Annotated in this window: 10 protein-coding genes and 1 pseudogene; 5 read left to right on the top strand and 6 right to left on the bottom strand. The window is 69.3% G+C overall.

The features are described 5' to 3' along the window. Positions 1 to 119: 119 nt before the first annotated feature. Both LLH23_03810 and LLH23_03805 read right to left on the bottom strand, forming a co-directional pair. A complete protein-coding gene (locus LLH23_03810) occupies positions 120 to 2,888 on the bottom strand; it encodes a right-handed parallel beta-helix repeat-containing protein (GenBank protein ID MCE5237598.1) in 2,769 nt (922 codons plus the stop codon). Between the two features lie 847 nt (positions 2,889 to 3,735). Beyond that, positions 3,736 to 4,722, bottom strand: a pseudogene (locus LLH23_03805) (beta-galactosidase). A 1,346-nt stretch (positions 4,723 to 6,068) separates the two neighbouring features. On the opposite strand from LLH23_03805, the gene LLH23_03800 reads away from it, so the two are divergent. The 5 genes from LLH23_03800 (at position 6,069) to LLH23_03780 (ending at position 15,810) form a co-directional block, all read left to right on the top strand. Continuing rightward, positions 6,069 to 7,229 (top strand): hypothetical protein, encoded by a 1,161-nt coding sequence (locus LLH23_03800; protein ID MCE5237597.1) that lies wholly within the window; start codon positions 6,069 to 6,071, stop codon positions 7,227 to 7,229. An 88-nt stretch (positions 7,230 to 7,317) separates the two neighbouring features. Further along, positions 7,318 to 9,318 carry an alpha-galactosidase gene (locus LLH23_03795; GenBank protein MCE5237596.1) on the top strand — a complete coding sequence of 667 codons (2,001 nt, stop codon included), beginning with the start codon at positions 7,318 to 7,320 and terminating at the stop codon, positions 9,316 to 9,318. 15 nt (positions 9,319 to 9,333) lie between these two features. Continuing rightward, positions 9,334 to 11,847, top strand: coding sequence for a right-handed parallel beta-helix repeat-containing protein (locus LLH23_03790; protein MCE5237595.1), 2,514 nt, complete (start codon positions 9,334 to 9,336; stop codon positions 11,845 to 11,847). A gap of 161 nt (positions 11,848 to 12,008) precedes the next feature. Next, a complete protein-coding gene (locus LLH23_03785; protein ID MCE5237594.1) occupies positions 12,009 to 12,800 on the top strand; it encodes a methyltransferase domain-containing protein in 792 nt (263 codons plus the stop codon). A 79-nt stretch (positions 12,801 to 12,879) separates the two neighbouring features. Beyond that, positions 12,880 to 15,810, top strand: a complete 2,931-nt coding sequence (locus LLH23_03780) for a LamG domain-containing protein (GenBank protein ID MCE5237593.1) — start codon at positions 12,880 to 12,882, stop codon at positions 15,808 to 15,810. Positions 15,811 to 15,820: 10 nt separating this feature from the next. Here the strand turns inward: LLH23_03780 and LLH23_03775 are convergent, their stop codons facing one another. The 4 genes from LLH23_03775 to LLH23_03760 form a co-directional block, all read right to left on the bottom strand. After that, positions 15,821 to 16,786 (bottom strand): hypothetical protein, encoded by a 966-nt coding sequence (locus LLH23_03775; GenBank protein ID MCE5237592.1) that lies wholly within the window; start codon positions 16,784 to 16,786, stop codon positions 15,821 to 15,823. 74 nt (positions 16,787 to 16,860) lie between these two features. After that, positions 16,861 to 17,850, bottom strand: a complete 990-nt coding sequence (locus LLH23_03770) for a Gfo/Idh/MocA family oxidoreductase (GenBank protein ID MCE5237591.1) — start codon at positions 17,848 to 17,850, stop codon at positions 16,861 to 16,863. A gap of 61 nt (positions 17,851 to 17,911) precedes the next feature. Beyond that, positions 17,912 to 19,810, bottom strand: coding sequence for a hypothetical protein (locus LLH23_03765; GenBank protein ID MCE5237590.1), 1,899 nt, complete (start codon positions 19,808 to 19,810; stop codon positions 17,912 to 17,914). Beyond that, positions 19,800 to 20,972, bottom strand: coding sequence for a DegT/DnrJ/EryC1/StrS family aminotransferase (locus LLH23_03760; GenBank protein ID MCE5237589.1), 1,173 nt, complete (start codon positions 20,970 to 20,972; stop codon positions 19,800 to 19,802). Before LLH23_03760 ends, LLH23_03765 begins: the two co-directional genes overlap by 11 nt. Positions 20,973 to 21,045: the final 73 nt, after the last annotated feature.

Raw genomic sequence — 21,045 nt, 5'->3', positions numbered from 1 at the left:
AGGGCGGGGGCTTGTACCCCGCCCCGCATGGCACTACCCAAACGGCAGGCGGGGTACGAGCCCCCGCCCTACAACGGCGCCCGGCCTATCGGTTCGTTCCTGACAGGGCACTCGGACGGTCAGGGCGCGAGCAGCAACTTGCCGGCCAACTCCATGTGCCAGGGAGCACCGCCGGTGCTCACCCAGGCAATCCACTCCCGCTCCGCCTTCTTCAGCACGCCGATGTTGAACAGCAGGCTTTGTGTCCTGGTCGGGTCCACGCCGAGGGCGGCGAAGGGGATACGCCATTCGCCCGTCCACTGCCCGTCGCCGATGGTGGCGGCATAGCGCGTCGCCTGCGCCACCCGGGCCACCGCCTCGGGCGGGGCGCCCGCATCGGGCTTGCTCTCGTGCCTGCCCGACGGGTAGCCCTGGATGATGAACACGGGGCCGGGCTTGGTGCCCGAGACATCCTGCAAGCAGATCTCTGCCCCGTCGTCCTGCCCCCACGTACCGCCGCCCGTGATGACCTTGCTGCTGTCGCTGACTTGGTTGATGAGCGCGACGTATAGCGCCTCGGCGTCGTGCGTCACGAACGCGCGGCTGGGCTGCTTGCCGGGGCCGTCGCCCATCGAGAGCGCCACGACGGTTGCGGTCAGTTCCGGCGTCCAGTTCCACTCGGGGGTCTCGACGCGGCCGTCAATGACGGGCGGGGTGGCGCGGCGGGTGGCCTTGAGCGTCGGCGCAGCGGGACGGGGCTTGACGGGCTGCAGGGCCGGGTCGCCCTCGGGATAGCGAATGTGCTCCTCGCGCCACTGGTCGTCACTCACGGGCCAGGTGGCCCGGTCCGGCGACTTGTAGAGGCCCATCTGCTCGAAGGGCAGCGGCTTGAAGCCGAGCTTGAGCGCCGGGGAGTCGGGCTTGAGGCGGTAGTCGTCATGCCGGGCGTCGCGGAACTTGGGGTCGGCGATGACGGAGTGCTGCTCAAAGCCGAGCTTCCGCCACGCAGCCCAGTAGTCGCCGTCGGCCACGTCGGGCAGGTTAAGCGTGATCGGCTCACCGGCATGCCAGATCAGGTTGTAGTCGGACTCGGCGATGGCCTGCTCCCACTTGCGGCCGGCGGCGAGCTTGGCCTTCGGGTCGGAGTAGGCGAAGATGTTGCGCACGCAGCGGGTGCCTGTCATCAGCCACATGCTCTCATCGGGGTGGCCGGGCGTGCGGCCGCTGGTGAGGCTGTCAATCGGCGCGTACTGGATCTGCTGGGATTGCCCGTCCACGATGATGTTGTTCTCGATCACGTTGTCCTGCCCGCCGTGGACCATCACGCCGCCCAGGTAGGTGCGCACCGCCAGGTTGCCGTAGACGTGCACGCCGGAGGTGTAGTCGTCCAGGTAGATCCCCCAGCAGTAGTGCGGGTACTCCCACACGCCGGGGCGGACCATGTTGTAGCCACCGGTGTCGTGGACATAGTTGTAGCGGATGATGCTGCCGCGCTCATAGATATCGCGGGAGCCCATGCCGATGGCCCCGGTGTCGGATTGCTCCTGGTTGGTGTGGTGGACGACGTTGTACTCCACGATGTTGCCCATGCCGTTGAAGCTGATGCCCTGGCGCGGCGTGTCGTGGATCAGGTTATGCGACACGACGTTGGCATAGCTGCAGTTGCCGCCGCAGCCGGGGTTCATGCGGATGGCGCCCCAGGCGTCGCCATACTCGCCTACGTCGTGCACATGGTTGTTGTCAATGACGTTGTGATGCAGCTTGCCCTCCGGGCTGTGGGTCCAGTCGCGCACGTCGTCGAGCGAGACGGCGCCGCCGCCCACGTGGGCGATGTCGCAGCCGCGGATGGCGTTGTGATGGGCGCGGTCCTGCATTGTCACGGCCGTGCCGCCGCAGTGGTGCAGGTTGCTCGCGGTGAGCGTGCAGTGATCCGCGACGCTGAAGGTGACGAGGCTGCCACGCGCCTCAGCCAGATCGAAGCGACTGAAGCGCACGGCGCTGACGAAGCGGTCGGGAGTCTTGGCACCCTGGAAGGCGATCAGGTTGCCGAGCACCGGGACCGAGACGTTCGCGCCCGGGTCCTGGCCGTCAGGCGGGCAGAAGTAGACGACCTTCGCCGCAACGTCGAGGTACCACTCGCCCGGCGCATCCAGCTCCTCGAGCGCGCTTTCGACGAAGTAGCGGTTCCCCCGGCTGATCATGTAGCTGCAGGGCGAGCCGAGGGTGATGACATGCTTGTCGGCGTCCACGGACTTGACCGGGACGATGCTGCGGTTCCAGTTCAGCCACGACCAGATGTGGACCCGCACCTCGGTCGGCCTGGTCCACTTGGTCGGGTCGAGCTTGTCGGGGTTGTACGACAGCAGCGTCTTGCTCTCCCTTTCGACGACAGTGGGGACATAGAGGAAGCCGCCGCTGCGCGGGTGCTGCGGATCGGCATTGGGGACGCGGGCGAGCACCTGTCGCTGGTCCCGGTAGTAGAGCTGCCAGAAGCGCCCGCCCTGCAAGGCGGCCTCCGGCACGGACGCCTGGTAGATGCCGTCACGCCAGAGCTTCCAGCCGCCGAGCGGCACGCTGCCCTTCAGGAGCACCCGCTCGCCGGGCATGGCGGCATAGACGATCTCGCCGTCTTCCGCGCCCGAGTCCTCCGGCCCGAGTACAAGGGGCTCGGCGAGGTGGTAGGTTCCCTGGCGCACAAGCACGCGCGCCCCGCCGGGCAGGGCGCCCTTGGCGCGCAACTCGCGCAGGGCGTCCCGGGCGCGCTGGAGGGTCGCGAAGGGCTGCTCGCGCGTACCCGCGTTGGCGTCATTGCCGCGCGGGGCCACGTAGAGCGTCACGGGCGCGGGCTTGCCGTAGGCGAAGGCCACGGGAAGGAGGGCGGCGACGGCGAGAGTCCGGAGAGTGTGCATGGTGGGTCTCCTGGAAGTCGAACGGCGGCCTACCCCCTACCCCCTCCTGCGCTCGCCCGCGAGCGCGGTAGGGAGAGGGGGGACGGCGACGGCAACGGCAGTGTTAGCGTGCCTCGATCAGCACCGGCTCCATGGGTCGCAGCTCGACATCGCCGGTGATCTGGCGGCTGGTGAACAAGTTCGTCAGATGCTTCGCTCCGGCGCAGGATACGCGGACCCGTACCGGGTCGGGCGAGGTGTTGCAGACATCCACCAGCCAGCGCCCGCGTGCCTGCGCCCAGCGGAACGTGCAGGCGGTCGTCGGGCGGCCGTTCTCAGTGACCGCCACCGGCCAGTCGAGCTTCAGCGCCGCGCGGAGGCGGGCCGGGAGGGTGGGGCCATCGCCGGCGTCCAGCGTCACCACCGGCAGGCCGGCCAGGTCGCGCGGGCGGCCGTACTCGTCGGTCGCCAGGCAGCCGTCGCCCAGCGCGATGAGCTGCTTGCCCGGCTGGGCCGCGAAGGCTCGCAGGCCCCGCACGCCCTCCTCCTCCAGGTGCGTCACGCCGGGTAGGAGGAGGGCCTGCACCCGGTCGCCCTCGCCGCTCGCCAGTTGCCGCCAGGTCAGGAAGTCTACCTTCTCCCCCAGGCGGGCTGCCGCCTCGTAGGCCGCGGTCACGAGCGACGGGTAGCGCTGGTTCCACACCATGCTGGCGGTGGAGTAGACGATCGCCACGCGGGCGGGCTGGTCCTGCAGGGCCGTGACCTGGGGCGCCAGGCGCATCAGGTCCAGCGCGGCCCGGCCGTGGGCATCGCACAGGCCCGGGCGGTGCATGACGCTGCCGGCGAAGTCGCTGCGCGGGTCGGTGGTGTTGCGCTCCCACACCCACATGGTGCTGGCCCCCAGGCCGTGCACGGCGCCCTCCCAGATGAGGTTGCGCATGTGCATCCCCGGCACCGGGCCCCAGTCGCGGTCGGGCACGACGTGGTTCTCGGAGTTGAACACCGGCTGCCCGCGCATCGAGCGCAGCAGGTCGTAGTAGCGGTACTCGCTGCGCCATTCGTTGGTGAAGCGGCCGTCTACGTGGCGCGAGACGTTGTTGGCGCAGTCGTTGCCGGCAATCTGCGACAGGTCGCAGAACTGCTCGACATCATTGCCGCACACGATGGTGCCGCGGTTGAAGGGCAGGTTCATGATCTTGGCGTGGACCGGGAGGCCGGGGGCCAGCTCGTGGATGATGTCAGCCATCCAGCGGTGCCACGCTGCGAAGCGCTCGTTGTTGAAGGTCACCCAGTCGTAGAGCTGCGGGCTCTCGCGCAGGTCGTCGAACGGATGCACCGGGACCTCGTCGAAGCTCCCGTACTGCGTGCCGTACAGCGCGGTGAGGCGGGCGATGTCGCCATGGCGCCGGCGCAGCCACTCGCGCCACAGACGCAGGTTGTGGGCGCTCTTGGGGGCGCTGACGTATACCGGCTCGTTGCTCAGGCAGAGGCTGTGCAGCGCCGGGTGGCCGATGAGCCGCGGCATGACCGCCCGCAGGAAGGCCTCCTCAATCCGGCGCGCCTGGGGGGCGTCCACGTCGAACCGGATGAAGCCGCCGTTCACGCCGCCGATCTCGGGCCACCTGTCGTAAGCCCACTGGGGGAAGTAGTGGGGCGAGAGCAGCAGGTTGACGGCCACGCCGGCCTGCGCGCCGCGATCGAGCAGCTTGACGAAGTCATCCACGGCAGCCATGTTGCAGGTGAAGTCGGGCCGGACGACGCTGCTGGGGCCGAACTCGACCTGGATGATGTTCAGCCCGTAGGCGGGGAACTTCTCCAGGTCGCGCCGGACCGCCGCGAAATGCCCGTAGCCCATGAAGAAGACCGGGCGCGACTCCGCGTGGCCGTTCGGCCAGCGCACGCGGGCAGCGAAGTGCCCGCCCCGGATGCGAATGGGGCCGCCGGCGTAGCGGGGCACGGTCAGGGCCTCGACGGGCGGCGGCTCGGCGCACTGCTGCAGCGCCGCGGCCAGCGCCTCGTGTAGCTCGTCCAGCTCCTGGGCGGCAAGCTTCATGTTGCCCTGGCGGATGTCACCCTCGATCCACGGCAGGAAGTTCTCAGCGACCGTCGCCGTCACGCGCGGGTAGTCGGTCGGGAGGCCCCGGCGCTCCCAGCCCCGCATGGCCTCGGCCAGGGCTGCCGCCTGCTGCCGCGCCTGCTCCAGACGCGTCTTCACGTACCGCCCGCTGGCGATGTCCACCGGACGAGTGGCCTTCACGAGGGTGCGGCCGGTGGGCGCGATGAGGGACGCTACCACCTGCCCGCGCCTCTGCGCCGGGGGAGTGAGTCGCAGGCTACCAGCCACCTCACCGTCAGTGGCCGGGACGAGTTCCAGCCGCCCCAACTGCTCGGCGCCGGCCGTGACCTGCACGCGCAGCTTCGCCCCCTCCGGCGCGCCCGCGACCCACACGCGGCACTTCAGCTCCTCACGATCGGCGTCCACCACCGGAGTACTCCAGAACCCCAGCCAGGCCCCCCGGGCCTTGACCATGGACAGGTCCGGGAGCAGCTCGATGTCATCGACCCAGAGCCGGTCGGTGACGTCCACGATGTTCAGGCCCAGGTCCAGCTCCGTCTGGTCGGGCTTGGTCTCGAAGCGGCGCTCCACCCGCTGCCAGTCGTACGTCCCGCCCGGCAGGCCGAGGCTATAGCTCTTCCAGTCAGTCCAGTGGTTGCCGCCGGCGGCCTTCTCGGCCTTGCACCAGCACGACAGCCGGTAGCCCATGCCCGGCAGCACCTTCGCCGTCTGCTTGAAGCGCCCGTAGACGTGCGGCGACATGGGCGACTCGTCGTGGAAGAGCGCGGCCGCTCCCCCGCCCCGCCCGCCGGTGCGGTCCACCGTCAGGCTGACGACGGCGTCTCGGGAGATGCTGAACTGCCAGCCGGCGAAGCCCTTCGCGTCGTCGGTCAGTTGCGCGAAGTCGCCGTTGGTGACCGCCCCCAGGGCGCTCCGCAGCGCCGGGGGAGGCTGGGCCACGACCGGAACGGCGGCAAGCAGCAGACAGCAGAGGCTGGCGTAGCGCATGACAGACTCCTGTTGCATGGCACAAGTGGCCGCAGCTATCTTCCGTCCGTGGGGCCGCCGCTCCTGCCTGCGGAGGGGGAAGGGGGCGTGCGCCTCGGTGCCGAATGCTACCGGGTTGACACGCCCGGAGGTGCATCGTGTACTACGTCGTGGCCCTTGCCTGCCTGATCGCCGGCGCCGCCGGCGCGCAACCCGGAGGGAATGCGAACATGCTCGGACAGCCCGTGGAAGTGGACCCCGACAGCGGGGCGCAGGTGTATGTACTCGGCCCCGATGAGCGGCCGGCCGACAACATCTATGGCGAGCAGCCCTATGGCGACGCCACCGGCCGGCGCATCGCCATCCGCTACTACAAGACCGACAAGCTCCCCGGCAGCCTCGCCATCCTCGACCTGCAGGACGGCTCCCGGCACGAGATCCTCTCGGGCAAGGTGCCCTTCCCGGCCTTCCACGCCTGGGGCGAGTGGCTGTACTACGCCCAGACGGTCGAGGGCAAGAAGATGCTGCGCCGGTGCAACTACCTGACGCTGCAGATCGAGAACGTGGCCGAACTGCCGCCGGACCGGGGCGGCTACAGCTATGGCACCGTGTCGCCGGACCACCGCTACTATGCGGTCAGTGTCGTGCCGCCCAAGCCCGAGGGCGCCGCTGCGGATGCGCCCGCCCCGCCGGCGCAGGTGCATCTGCTGGACTTGCAGACCAAGCAGTGGAGCGTACTGCTCGACAAGCCGGGCTATCACGCCAAGCACGAGCAGTTCTCGCGCGATGGCCGCAACCGCGTGCTGATCCAGCTCAACCAGGTGCCGGGCGTCAAGGTGGTACTGCTGTCGGAGCTGGAGATCGGCGGGGGCGAGAAGTCCTTCCCGGCCGACCAGCCGTACACGCTGCGCCCGACCGGCCACGAGGCCTGGATCGGCAACACCTCCGAGATCTTCTTCTCCACCGGCACGGATGCCAACAGCAAGGGGAACATCTGGCGGGGCAAGGTGGGTGACGCGCAGGCCACGCCGGTGTACGCTGGCCCGCTGCGCTTCGGGCACATCAGCGTGTCGCGCGATGCAAAGTACTGGGTCTGCGACACGGGCGAGCCGGGCATCCCCATCTATGTGGGCAGCTTCGCCTCGGGCAAGTACGCACGGGCGTGCTTCAGCCGCACGGAGTATGACGGCGGCCAGTGGGCGCACGCCCACCCGTACCTGACGGCCGACAACAAGTGGCTGATCTTCGGCGCGCGTCGTAACGGCCACCCGCAGTGCTGGGGCGCGGAACTGAAGGACGGCTGGCTGGAGAAGCTGTAGGGCGGTCTGCAGGGCCTCTGCGGCTCTGGAGAGCCGCGCTCCGTACGGCAACGGCAGTTGCTGCGTCTGCGATCCTGGGAGGTGTGCCATGTCTACGCCTGACCTCATCGCCCCGACGCCTGCGGAGATGGACCGGGCGCGAGCCCGCGCCCGCACGCTCCACGGCAGCGGCGTCGGCCGCGCCATTGGCGAGGCCGACGGCGGGCTGCTGTCCCCGTTCTCGTTCTTCTACGGGCGGCAGTGCTCGGACGACTTCCTCGCCCTGTGGCCCTGCGTATCGAAGCACTCGGCCGATGGCGAGCAGTCCGAACACACCTGGCAGGACCCCAACAGCGGCCTGCAGGTGCGCGTCGTGTGCCGCACCTACCCCGACTTCCCGGTCGTGGAGTGGACGGTGTGGCTCGCCAACACCGGCGACCGCGATACCCCGCCGATCACGGACTTCCACGGTGGCGACTTGCTCGTCCCCGCGCCCCCCGACGCGCCCCTGGCGATCCACTCGGTGACCGGCGACTACTACTCCGTGCACGGCTACGAGCCCTATGTGCTCGACCTGCCGCCCGGCTGTGAGGAGCATATCGCCCCTGTGGGCGGGCGGGGGAGCAACCGCGCCTTCCCGTACTTCAACCTGCGCACCCTCTACGGCGGCCTGATGATCGCCGTCGGCTGGCCCGGGCAGTGGGAAGCCACCTTCATCCGCAGCGCCAACGGCGAGCTGCGCTTCGCCGCCGGCCAGCAGCAGGTCAACCTCGTGTTACGCCCCGGCGAGCAGATCCGCGGCCCGCTCATGGCGCTGTTGCGCTGGGAGGGTGACGACCTGGACCGCGCCCAGAACCTGTGGCGCCGCTGGATGCTGGCCTACAACGTGCCGCGGGTCGAGGGGGGGAAGCTGCCGCCGCCGCTGCTCTTCGGCGGCACGTCGCTGCAGTTCAACGAGATGACCCAGGCCACCGAGGAGAACCAGAAGGACTTCATCAGCCGGTACCTGCAGGCCGGAGTGCCGCTGGACTACTGGTGGATGGACGCCGGCTGGTACCCCTGCGACGGCCACTGGCCGCGCACTGGCACCTGGGAGCCGGACCCGGTGCGTTTCCCCCACGGCCTGCGCGCGATCAGCGACTTCGCCCACGAGCGGGGCCTCAAGACGCTACTGTGGTTCGAGCCCGAGCGCGTCGCGGACGGCACGTGGCTGCAGACCGAGCACCCCGAGTGGCTCCTCAACCAGCCCGGCGTGTCCGCCGACCAGCCCCAGAACCGTCTGCTGGACCTGGGCCATCCCGAGGCCTGCCAGTGGCTCATTGACCACGTGGACCGGGTGCTGATCGAGCAGGGCATTGACCTGTACCGCCAGGACCACAACTTCGACCCGCTGGCCTACTGGCGCGCCCACGACGCCCCCGACCAGCAGGGCATGACCGAGAACCAGCATGTGCAGGGCTACCTGCGCTTCTGGGACGAACTGCGGCGCCGCCACCCGGGGATGCTCATTGATAGCTGCGCCTCCGGCGGGCGCCGCAACGACCTGGAGACCATGCGCCGGGCGGTGCCCCTGCATCCCACTGACTTCGACTACTGGAACTTGCCGGTCAAGCAGTCCTTCCACTATGGCCTGAGCCAGTGGATCCCCTACTACGGCTCGAACACGCTGCCGGTGGACACGGTGGACGAGTACGCCGTCCGCAGCGGCCACGGGTCGGGCATGGGGCTCGGCTACGACCTGCGGCGCGACGACCTGGACCTGGCGCTACTGGTGCGGCTGGTGGAGGAGTGGCGGGCCGTCGCCCCGCTCTTTCTGGCCGACTTCTACCCGCTGACACCCAACACCCGCGACAACGTCTCCTGGATGGCCTGGCAGTTCCACGACCCGGCGGAGCAGACCGGCATGGTCCAGGCGTTCCGGCGGGCGGAGAGCCCGTACGAGAGCGCCCGCTTCCGGCTGCGCGGCCTGGACCCAGAGCGGCACTACCTCGTCGAGCAGGGCGACTCGGGCATGGTCGCAACCGGCCGGGACCTAGCGGAAGAGGGCCTGCGGCTCGCCATCGAGGATTGCCCCGGTTCCGTTGTCATCACCTATCGGCCAATGGTGTAGCATGGGAGGGCGAACATGCGGTTCTTCGTGAGTCTGCGGACGGCAGGCGCGGTGTCGGCAGTGCTGCTGTGCGGGTGCGCTCTGGCCGCCCCGCTGGTCCTCACCGTCTCCCCCGCGGGCAGGGACTCCTGGTCCGGCAAGCTGGCCGCCCCGAATGCGGCGAAGACCGACGGCCCGCTGGCATCGCTGGCCGGGGCGCGGGAGGCCATCCGCGAACTCAAGGCCGCCGGGCCGCTGACACAGCCCATCCAGGTGCGCGTGCGCGGCGGGGTGTACCGGCCCTCCGAGATGCTCGCCTTCGAGCCCCAGGACTCCGGCACCGAGGCCTGCCCCATCTCCTACGTCGCCGCCACCGGAGAGAGGCCCGTCCTCAGCGGCGGCGTCCCCGTCACTGGCTTCAGACCCTGGCAGGGCAAGATCATGGTCGCTGACGTCCCCGCGGCGCTGAGGGATGTCACCTTCCGCTCGCTGTTTGTGGATGGGGAGCGCATGATCCGCGCCCGTTACCCCAACTATGTGCCGAGCGATCCGTACCGCAAGGGCTTCCTGTATATCCGCCCGAGCTGCTTTGGCGAGGCCATCGGCGCCATGCACAACCCCGGCGACTGGCTGGAGTGGGACATGGACGTGCCGGCCGAGGGCGAGTACTCCGTGTGGCTGCTGTATGCGCACGGCATGAAGATGCTGAACCGGGACAACATGGACGGGCAGACCAGCCTGGCCCTGGATGGCGGGGAGAAGACGCCGCTGATGAACCTGCCCGACACCGGCGGCTGGTCGGTCCACAAGTGGAGCCGCAGCGCGACGCTGAAGCTGACCGCCGGGAAGCATGTGCTGCGCTGGAGCAACGACAAGGGCGGGGGCTACAACATTGATGCGATCATCCTGACCGACGACCCGGCCTGGCAGATGTCCGGCTGGACCATGCCGCCGGTGGCCGCCGGCAGGCACCGGGTGTTGATCCAGGCCGAGCAGACGAAGGCGCGCCACGGCCTGCAGATCGTCGAGTGTGGCGGCCTGTCAGCCGCCAGCAAGACCGAGTTCCCCTTCGTGCCCGGCCAGGTCAAGCCCGCGTGGGCTAACGAGCCTGATGCCGAGGTGCATGTCTGGCCCTCCTCACCCACCTCCTGCCGCGCGTTCAATGAGATCGCGAAGCTGGAGCGGGTGGACGAAGCCCGGGGCGTGGTCGTCATCAGCGGCAAGGAGGCAGCCGTGGACGTCTGCAGTGGCGACCGCTACTTCGTTGAGAACATCCTCGCCGAGCTGGATAGCCCCGGCGAGTGGTATCTCGACCGCGCGCAGGGGAAGGTGTACCTGTGGCCCAAGGCGCCGCTCACGACCAAGACACAGGTCATCGCCCCGCGGCTGACGCGGCTGGTGAGCTTCACGGGCACGAAGGAGCAGCCGGTGCAGTGCCTGCGCCTGGCGGGCCTGGCGCTGCGGGAGACCGACTACACGCCGGATGATGGCTTCATCATGTACGGCAAGAGCACCGATGGGGTCATTACCCTGGGCTATGCCGACCATGTCGCCATCGAGGACTGCAGCCTGCGCAACATCGGCAAGGCCGGGATCTACATGGCCTACGGCAGCGGGAACCGCGTCATCGGCAATGAGATCGCCTACGGGGCCGAGGGCGGCATCTACGTGAACAACTCCCCCGCCGGTACGGTCATCTCGGACAATGAGATCCACCACCTCGGGTGGGTCTACAAGCATGTGGCGGGGATCTCGGGCGGCGACCAGGTGCACGGGGCGCTCATCAGCCATAACCATGTGCATGACACGACGCGCTGGGGCATCAGCGTCGGCCACACCACCAGCACCAACAACATCGTCGAGTACAACCACATCCACGATGTGAACCAGGAGAGCTACGACACCGGCGGCCTGGAAGTCACGCAGCAGTCGCGCGACCACCTCTCCGGCAGCATCTTCCGCTACAACCTCATCCACGACACCGGCGGGTACTCCTCGATGATGGGGCGGGACATGCAAAACTCGTGGGGGATTTACCTGGACTCCTTCGCCGGGGGCTTTTCGGTCTACGGCAATGTGGTGTACGGGGCGTGGGACGGCGGGCTCATGGTGCAGGGCGGCAAGGGCAACAAGGTCTACAACAACATTTTCGTCAACAACGGGCCGCGGCGGCAGATCCTGATCGCGAACTTCTCGGACAACTCGCGCGAGACGGAGTTCCATCACAACATCGTGGCGTACGAGGAGCCCGACGCGATGGCGATCTACTGCGGGCGCAAGGTGCCCCCGACCATCACCCGGTGGGACAGCAACCTCTACTGGCACGGCGGGGAGGAGGTCAAGCTCTACGCCCCCGGCGACGAACCGTATGCCGAATGGTTCCGCCCGCTGGACTTCTGGAAGGGCCTGGGCTTTGACCAGGAGAGCGTGATCGCCGACCCACAGTTCGTCAGTCCGCAGCAGCACGACTACCGCCTCAAGCCGACCTCCCCGGCGCTGAAGCTGGGGTTCGAGCCGATTGACCTGAGCAAGGTCGGCCCGCGACGCTAGCGCGTGGGTGGGTTCGTCCTCGAACCCACACGGTGGCGGGTTGGGCGGGTGCGGGGACGCACCCGTCTACGCGGCCCTTGGCGATATGCCTTCCCCTGTCTACACTTGCAGTGTGAACTGTTGCTATGCCGGGCGGGACGCCCGCCGGGAGGCCGTTGGCCGTGACACAATGGAACGCCGAGGAATACAGCAGGCACTCGCAGGCCCAGATGGACTGGGCGGCGGGGCTGATCGGTGCGCTCAACCTGCGCGGCGACGAGTCGATCCTAGACATTGGCTGCGGCGATGGCAAGGTGACTGCGCAACTGGCACGGGCGGTGCCGGATGGGTCCGTGGTCGGGCTCGATAGCTCGGAGGAGATGGTCCGCTTCGCGCAGGCCCATTTCCCGCCCGCACAGTGGCCGAACCTGCGGTTCGAGCCGGGCGACGCACGGTGGCTGGGCTTCGACGGCGTGTTCGATCTGGTGTTCTCGAATGCGACGCTGCACTGGGTGGTTGACCACGGGCCGGTGCTGGCCGGCATTGCCCGAGCGCTCAAGCCCGGGGGGCGGGCGGTGCTGCAGATGGGCGGCCGGGGCAACGCCGGGGAGGTCATGCAGGCGGCGGAGCGACTGATCGCGCGGCCGTCGTGGGCGTCGTTCTTTGGCGGCTTCACGTTCCCGTATGGCTTCCATGAGCCGGTCGCGTACCGGCAGTGGCTGCTGGCCGCGGGGCTGACACCGGTGCGCGTCGAGCTGATCCCCAAGGACATGGCAAAGGCGAACGCAGACGAGTTGGCCGGCTGGATGCGGACGACGTGGATGCCGTACACGCACCGCGTCCCCGAAGAGCTGCGCGAGCAGTTCGTGGCGGAGCTGGTGGGCGAGTATCTGGTGGCCCACCCGCCGGCGGCCGATGGCAGCATCCATGTCGCGATGGTGCGGCTGGAGGTGGAAGCGAGTCGTCCCGCATAGGTGGGTGCGCAGGGCCTGAGCAGCGCGCGGGGAATATCTCACTATTGTACCCGTCTGCACTCCTCCGTGGAGGCTTCCCATGCGCTCATTCGCGCTGATACTCGCACTGGCGACCTGCGGCACCGCCGCCCTGGCGCTGCCGCCTGGTCAGACCTTCTACGTCTCCTTCGACAAGCTCATCACCACCGCCGACTCTGCCCAGGGCGACCCCAAGTCCACCTTCACCTCCAACCTCGAGCTGCGCTCCCAGGAGGGTGTCAAGGGCGCGGGCTTGCTGCAGGAGAAGGGCGAGCGGTGCACCTACCAGATCGCCGGCAATCTCGACACCAGCCAGGGCACGTACTCGGTGTGGGTCAAGCCGCTGAACTGGGACGGACACAGCGGCAAGTTCCGCCACTTCCTCGTGGTCAGCGCCGACCGGAAGCCGTGGGACGGGATGGCGGCGACCACCTACACGATGTTGCTGTACCTGTACCCCATCGGCGACGAGAATGTCTCTCACTACATCCGCGTCAACGCCAAGACGCCGACCGACACGACCTCGCGCGCGGGGGCGCCAGTGGACATGCTCAAGCAGGGCGAGTGGACCCACCTCGTCTCCACGTGGGACGCCAAGGAGTTGCGGCTGTATGCCAACGGCAAGCGCGTGGGCGAGGGCCTGACGTCGGGGACGCTGCCGAAGCTGACCGAGGGCACCTTCACCATCTGCCCCGTGCAGTTCTGGAGCGGCAGCCAGTGGGCCGACCCGGACGAGCGCACCATCTGCGACGAGGTCCGCGTCTTCGACCGGGCGCTGACTGACGACGAGGTGCTCGATCTGTACGCGATGGACGTGCCCGGGGGTCTGGCGGACCTGAAGCCGGGGTTGGCGGTCACGATGAAGCCGGACTACTTCGGCAGCAAGCTGACCGTCACGCTCAAGCCCGCGCACCTGGATGCGGCCTGGCAGCAGCGCCTGCCGCAGGCACAGGCGAAGCTGACCGTCACCGACCCACAGGGCACCGTCCTCAAGACGCTCGAGGGGCCCCTGCCGGACCAGCCGCTGACGGTGCCGGTGAAGGCATGGGCGGACGGTGACTACACGGCCAGGGCCAGCCTGGCCGCCGGCGGCGAGGCGCTGGCGGGCGAGGCGAAGGTGACGAAGCCGCCGACGCCGTGGCTGCCGAAGGCCGGCGACTGGCGTGCCGACCGCGTGCTCGAGCCGTGGACGCCGCTGTCGCTGACGGGCAGCACGGTGAAGTACTGGAACGGGGAGGCGGCGCTGCCGGGGGCACTGCCCACGCAGATCAAGGTGGCGGGGCAGGAACTCCTCGCGGCTCCAGTCCGGCTGCAAGCGGACACTTCGGCGACGACCTGGGCCAACCCGGCGGTCGTCGAGGAGGAGCCCTTCCGCGTCGCTACGGTCGGCGCCGGGAAGCTCGGGCGCCTGGCCGCGTCGTTCCGGTCGCTGATGGAGTTCGACGGGCTCATCCGAGCGGAGGTAACGCTCACGCCCCCGGCCGGCGGCGTGGACATGGACTCACTCACTCTCGAAATCCCCCTCAAGCCGGAGGTCGCCAAGTTCTACCGCAACCCCGTCTGCCGGGAGTTCGATGGGCAGAAGCTGGACGAGAAGGAGTTCCTCCCGTACGGCTGGCTCGGCAATGAGCAGCGCGGGCTGTCGTGGTTCATGGAGTCTGACGCCAACTGGCGGCAAGGCAAGGACCAACCGGCGGTAACGATCCGGCGCGAGGGCGGGGCAGTCGTCGTTCGCCTCCACCTCATCAGCGAACCGACGAAGATCACCAAGCCCCTCACCTACACCTTCGGCTTTGAGCCCACCCCGGTGCGCCCGCCGAACCCGGATCGCCACGACATCCGCTTCGCCAGCGGCCCGCAGCTCAAGGGCTCCACCCATTTCGTCTACGGCTGGGGGCAGCAGATCTCGACGCTCAACGCCACGCTGATCGCGCGCGACCCGGCCGCCGAGCGCAAGCTCGTGGACGGCTGGCGGGCGCAGGGCAAGCACAACCTCGACTACAGCTGCGTCCAGTGCACTGCCAACATCTCGCCGGAGTACCTGTTCTTGGGCGAGGAATGGAACCTGCCGTACGGCGGGAGCTTCTCGGGCTACAAGCGCGTCGGGGACAACGCGCCCTACAGCATCGTCCCCGTCTGCCCGAGCAGCAGCTTCCCCGAGTTCCTGCTGTGGTGTGTGAAGCAGAACCTGGACAACGACTGGAGCGACGGCATCTACACCGACATTGACGGCGCCACGCCGTGCGACAACCCGCGCCACGGCTGCGGCTTCACGGACGCCTTCGGGCGCAGTGGCCGCACCTTCCCGCTCTATGCCCACCGGGGCGTCTCGCGGCGGCTGTACGCCCTCTGCCACGATCACCACAGGCTGTACTTCAGCCACGCGCACAGCTACTGGTACAGCCTGTTCAACGCCTTCAACGACGGCTGGTGCCCGGGCGAGCAGTACAGCTCGGCGGTCATCGGCAAGCCGCATTTCTACATGACCGACATCCCCGACCGCACCTGGCGCACGGAGTTCTATGCGCCCACGACCGGAGCGTCGGCGTACCTGCTGCCGGAGCTGGACCGCCTGACGGACGCCACCAAGGAGCGCGGCCCCAGCGAGTGCTGCCTCGCCGCGGCCATGTGCTACGGCGTGCCGCTGTGGGCCGGGAGCATCCGGCGGGAGGTCGTCGAGGAAGTGTGGGCGGTGCAGATCGCCTTCGGCATGCAGGGCGTCCGGTTCGTGCCCTTCTGGCAGCAGCAGGAGTTCACGGTCTCGGACCCGGAGGTGCGGGTGAGCGCCTGGGCCAAGCCCGGCCGGCGGCTGGTCGTGCTGGCCAACTTCACCGACCGGGACCGGCCGGTACAGGTCACGGTCAAGGGCGCCGGGGCCACGATCAAGCCCGCCTGGAAGGCCGAGGCGATGACGGCAAACGGTGCGACGGCCAGTCTCACCGTGCCCGCCTACAACGGGGTGCTCGTGACGGTGGAGGGTCTGGCGGACTGACGCCGCGCTCCTACGGCTGGATGAACTGCCCGCGCTCCCGGGCCTTGCCGTGCCGGTCGCCGCGGGCGCCGCTGCAGTCGTGCCACTCCAGCGGCGTCTCGTTCATGCGGCCGCAGATCTCCCCGATGTCGGTGATGCGCTCCCAGATCAGGTCGTATAGCTCGCGGGCGGTGCGCACATCGCCGGGCGCGAGGCCGAGCCGCTGCAGCGTGTTGAGGTCCTTGAGCCGGTCGCGCAGCCCGCAGGCCGCGTCGCAGATGTTGCGCCGGGGATCCCAGCCGTGGCACGGCGGGCAGACCATGCACGCCCCCTCGACCAGCTCTACCTCGATCTCCGGGTTGTCCCTCATGCGGATGAGCGGCTCCCACAGGTTGTCCGCGGCGACCGGGGCATCCGTGCCCGTCCCCCAGAAGCACATGATGCACAGCAGGTGATGCGGGCGTATGCGCAGGCGCTCGGCCGAGACGATCTCGGCGCACGAGCGCTCCTTGTCGTCGGCCATGTCCTCGGCCGACCGCAGCGGGATCACGCCCTCGGCCACGCCCCGCGCGTACGCGCCGCTGCGGCACTCCGGGCACTCGCGCCAGGCCGGGCCGGTCTCGCCGCCCAGGTCGCACACCCCCGCGAGCGTCGGCCAGAGCTTGGGCACAACGTCCCGCAGCAGCCAGTGCGCCGGGCGCGTGTCGCCGGGGGCGAGGTTGAGCTGCTGCAGCACCTGAAGGTCCTTGCGGCGGGTCGCCGGGTCGAAGCGCGCGGGCTGGTTGGTAGGCCCGCCCATGCAGTTGACTGCCGTCTCCAGCGTGATGAGCAGGTTGCGGTCGGCCGCGATGCGGCGCAGGGCCTCCTCCAGTCCCCATTCGCCTCGGTCAGGCGGCTCGCCCCCGCCGCGCAGGCACAGCAGGCACAGCAGGTGGTGCGGCCGCAGGGCGATGCAGGGCTCCCCGTGCGTGGCGGCCCAGTTGGTGGTGCAGTCCATGTGCGAACTCCCTCAGTAGCGCGGGCGGCCTCGTCCGCGCGCTTCCGGGGCAGGCGGGCCGCCTGCCCTACTGGCTAGACGGCCTCCCACTGGCCGGACGCGTGGCTCCGGTAGCACCCGTCAATAATCCGCGTGGCCTGCATGCCGTCCGTGCCGTCGAACTCCGGCGGCTGCCCGGTGCCGACGCGCGCGGCGAAGGAGGCGACCAGCGGGAGGTGGACGTTGTCGAACGGGCGCGACACGTCCAGCGTCTCCTCGCCCGCGCGCGTGCGCACCACGAGCGTGTTGCCATCGAAGGGGGTGGCGAGCAGCGAGCCCTCCGTGCCGTGAATCTCCATCTCATCGGCGCTCAGCGGCATGTTCCAGTAGCAGCTACACGTCACGTGCGTTCCGTCGGCCATGCGGCACAGCAGGCTCTCGGTGTCGGGCACGGCGTAGTCCATCACGCGGTGGTCGGTCAGGCCGCAGACGCGCTGCGGCTCGCCGAGCAGATAGCAGATGAGGTCCAGGCGGTGGCTCCCGACATCCATCAGCGCTCCGCCCCGGGCCTGGGCGCTGACCCGCCAGCGCTTCCAGTCCTCCGGCGTGGGGCTGTACAGCCCGCCGATGCACACACGGGCGCGGATGGGCGTGCCGATCACGCCCGCGGCGATCAGCTCCTTCATCTTCCGCGCTTTGGGGTACCAGCGGCGGTAGTACGCGATCCCCAGCGCCACGCGGCGGTCGGCGCAGGCGGCGATCATCTCGCGGCACTCCGCCACATCGCAGGCCATCGGTTTCTCGCAGAGCACATGCTTGCCGGCGCGCGCGGCTGCCACGGTCTCGTCGCGGTGGCGGAAGTGCGGGCTGGCGATGTAGACGGCGTCCACCTCGTCGTCGGCCCAGATGTCGTCGAGGCGGTCGGTGGCCCGCCGCGCCCCGAAGAGGTCGCACATCTCCCGGGCGCGGTCCAGCGAGTTCGAGAACATCGCCACCGGCTCGCTACCTTCGTCCTCGACCATGGCCGGCCCGACGCGCTTGCGCGCGATGTCGCCACAACCGATGATGGCCCAACGCAGGGGCATGTGGTCATCCTCTCCCTGTGTGCAGATGGGGTCAGCCCCCTGCGGGGACAGACCCCTTGGGTTATGCTTCATACCGGATGCTGACCGACAGGCGGCCCTGTGGCGGCAGGTCGAGCACCAGCGCTGTCCAGTCGGATCGCTCCAGGTCTACGGGCTCCAGCTCCGCCTCGTTGCCCCCGACCATGGCCTGCACCGGGATCAAGCCGCCGCACGGCGGCAGCAGGATGGTCGCGCCGTCGAGGGGCGCCGGGCTGCTGACGGTGAAGGACAACTCGCGGCCCGCGGCGTCCCAGCGAACATCCTCGCAGCGCACACCCATCCGCGCGTCGTTGAAGGCCAGCCACTCGGAGGCATTGACGCCGGGCAGGCCCAGGTCGCGCGCCTCGCGCAGCACGCCGCGGAACCAGGCGGCCACTCGCGCCCCGCGCTCGCCGAGATTGATGGGGTGGAAGTAAGGGTGGAAGACGTTGTGGTAGGTTGCCGCGGCGCGCTGCAGCATGGACCGGGCGAGCACCAGCGCCTCCTCGCGTGTCAGCGGCGGCAGCAGCACCTTCGGCGTCAGCGCCCCGTCCTCGGTCTGGATCGTGCTCTGCTCCCAGCAGTCCACGATCTGCCCGGCCCGGTCCACGAAGCGCAGCGGCAGGCCGCTGCCATTGGGGTAGCCGTCCCGGTAGCGATAGCCGGGTGCGAGGTTGGTGTCCAGCCGCAGGCCGTGCCGACGGATGATGTCGGGATGCTCGTCCCAGCCGGGGAAGATGCACGAATGGGAGCGCAGGCTGGTCGGTGCGAAGCCGAACTTCTCGGTGAACACCGCGACGATCTCGCCGATCTCCGTCTCCCACTGTTCGATGGTCGGCCGCGGCCCGCACCAGGGGTGCACGCCGAACGCGAAGCCCCGGTCGCGCAGCGCGAGCACGGCCTCTCGGTCGAAGGCCTCGATCTCCGCGCGCATCATGTAGAGCGTGTACGGGTAGCCCTGTTCCGCGGCCATCGCGACCGTGACTTCGAGGTCGTCCCAGATCATGCTGTCGCCGTCGCCATCCACGAACAGCACGGCGGGCGCGGCGTCGGGGAAGTGCCACAGGCGTGGCAGGGGCAGCGTGTCTCCCAGCAGGCCCCGGATCACGCGCACCAGCAGGTCGCGGTGCACGTCGGCCTGCGGGACGAACCGCAGCCGGTAGTCGCGCATCGCCGTCATGGCGTCATCGGCGCAGAACTTCCCGTCGCGGTTGGCGTCAGGGTTGCGGCCGGTGCTGGAGTTCTCCGCTCGGCCTTGCTGGAAGAGCACGAGGGTCTCGGGGAGGTCGTAGGTGAAGGTGACGACTTCGCCCTCGCCCACGCGGTGGTGAGACACGGCGGGGAAGATCGAGGGCATGCCCAGCTGCCCGGCGATGAAGGCCAGCGGCTCGGCCCCCTCGGCGCGGAACACGCGGCTCTCGCCGGGACACTGCAGGTCGCCTTCGGGGAAGCCCTGCAGCCACGGGTGGTCCGTGTTGACATGCAGGTACGCATCGGGCGCGGTGCGGTACAGCTCGCCCGGCACGGCCAGGCCCAGCAGCGGCGCCCAGGAGTCGGGCGGCCGCATGACGATCATCTTGCCGCCGCGGCGCAGGTACGCCTCAACCTCCTCCACGGGGGTCTGAGCGGCGGCGCCAGCGCCGAGGATGAGGAGGGAAGGGGCGGGGTCTGTCCGCGAGTCGGGGTCTGTCCCCGGAAGGCCGGCGGAGCCGGTCTGCAGGGGGCTGACCCCATCGCCATCTCCTCCTGGGGTCAGTCCCCTGCGGGTTGGCTGGCGCCAACCCTCCGGGGACAGACCCCACCACGCGAAGCACGCATACCCCTCGGTCAGCAACACCTCGGCCAGGTAGTCGTCGAACGGGTGCTGCTCATCGGCGGCGGTGACGAGCAGCACGGGCGGGCTGGAAGCCCGCACTACTGCCGCGATGGGGTCAGGCTTCACCGGACTTCACCGCCTCGACCCCCTCGGCCATCGTCCGGGCGATGTACTCCTGGTCGTCGTCGGTCATCAGCGGGTGGAGGCTGAGGCAGAACAGGCGCTTGCCGGTGAGGACGCTGACGGGCGTGTCGGCCCCGTCGTAGCCCAGCGAGGCGATATACGGGTCGAAGGTCCAGGTGCAGTCATTCATCACGACCGTGCCGACGCCGCGGGCGCCGACCCAGTCCATCAGCTTCTGCCGCTTCTCCCCCGCCCAGTCCTCCGGCACCATCACCGTGTAGCCGTAGTAGATGTGCCGGCAGTCCGGCGGCTCGGTCGGCAGCGTCAGCTCGGGGAGGCCGCGCAACAGCCGGCTGAGGTTGTGCGCCCGGTCGCGCCGCCGGTCGTTCATCTCGTCCAGGCGGCGCAACTGCACCAACCCGACGGCGCCCTGCAGCCGGATCATGCGGTAGTTCGTGCCCCAGAACATGTCCCCGGCGCCGAACGAGCGGTGTGCCCGCGCGCGACGGGCCACCTCGGGGTCATCGGTGGTGATCATCCCGCCCTCGCCGAGCGTGGTCATGTTCTTGCTGGTCTGGAAGCTGAAGACGTTCATCCAGCCCATCTTCCCCACTTTCGTGCCCTTGTAGCCTGCGCCGCAGGCCCGGGCGGCGTCGCCGATGACCTTCGCCGGGCCGTAGGTGGGGTGCGGATGGGCCGCCGCGACGGCCTCCAGCTCATCCATGAACACCGACAGGCCGTTGTTGTGGACCGCGAGGATGGCCCGCGTGCGCGGCGTGAGGCGCCGCTCGACATCGGCCACGTCCACGTTGAAGGTCGCGGGGTCAATCTCGCACATGACGACCGTGCCCCCCTGGCCGATAATCGCCTGGTGGGTCGCCTTGAAGGTGATGGCGGGGCTGATGACCTCATCGCCGGGCTGCAGGTCCAGGCACATCATGGCGAGGTCCAGCCCTGTGCCGCAGGAGTTGACGGCGATGGCGTGCTCGACCCCGCAGTAGGCCGCGAAGGCCTCCTCGAACTGGCCGATCTCGGGCCCGCCGAAGCCCGTGCGCCAGTCCATGGAGTCACGTAGCGTCTCCATGACGGCCTGGACTTCCTCGTCGGTGAACCAGCCGCCCAGCGGCGGCAGCGCGGGGTAGTTGCGGGGGATGTCGGTGCTCATGGCTGGCCCTCCCCGGGGGAGAGATGGTGTGGCCACGGGGAGAGGTTCGCTGCCCCAGCCGGGCTCCCCTGCG

This window comes from bacterium (assembly GCA_021372615.1).
Classification (GTDB): domain Bacteria; phylum Armatimonadota; class Zipacnadia; order Zipacnadales; family UBA11051; genus JAJFUB01.
Note: the sequence above shows the minus strand (reverse complement) of the source record. Positions and strands in the feature narration are given on the sequence as shown.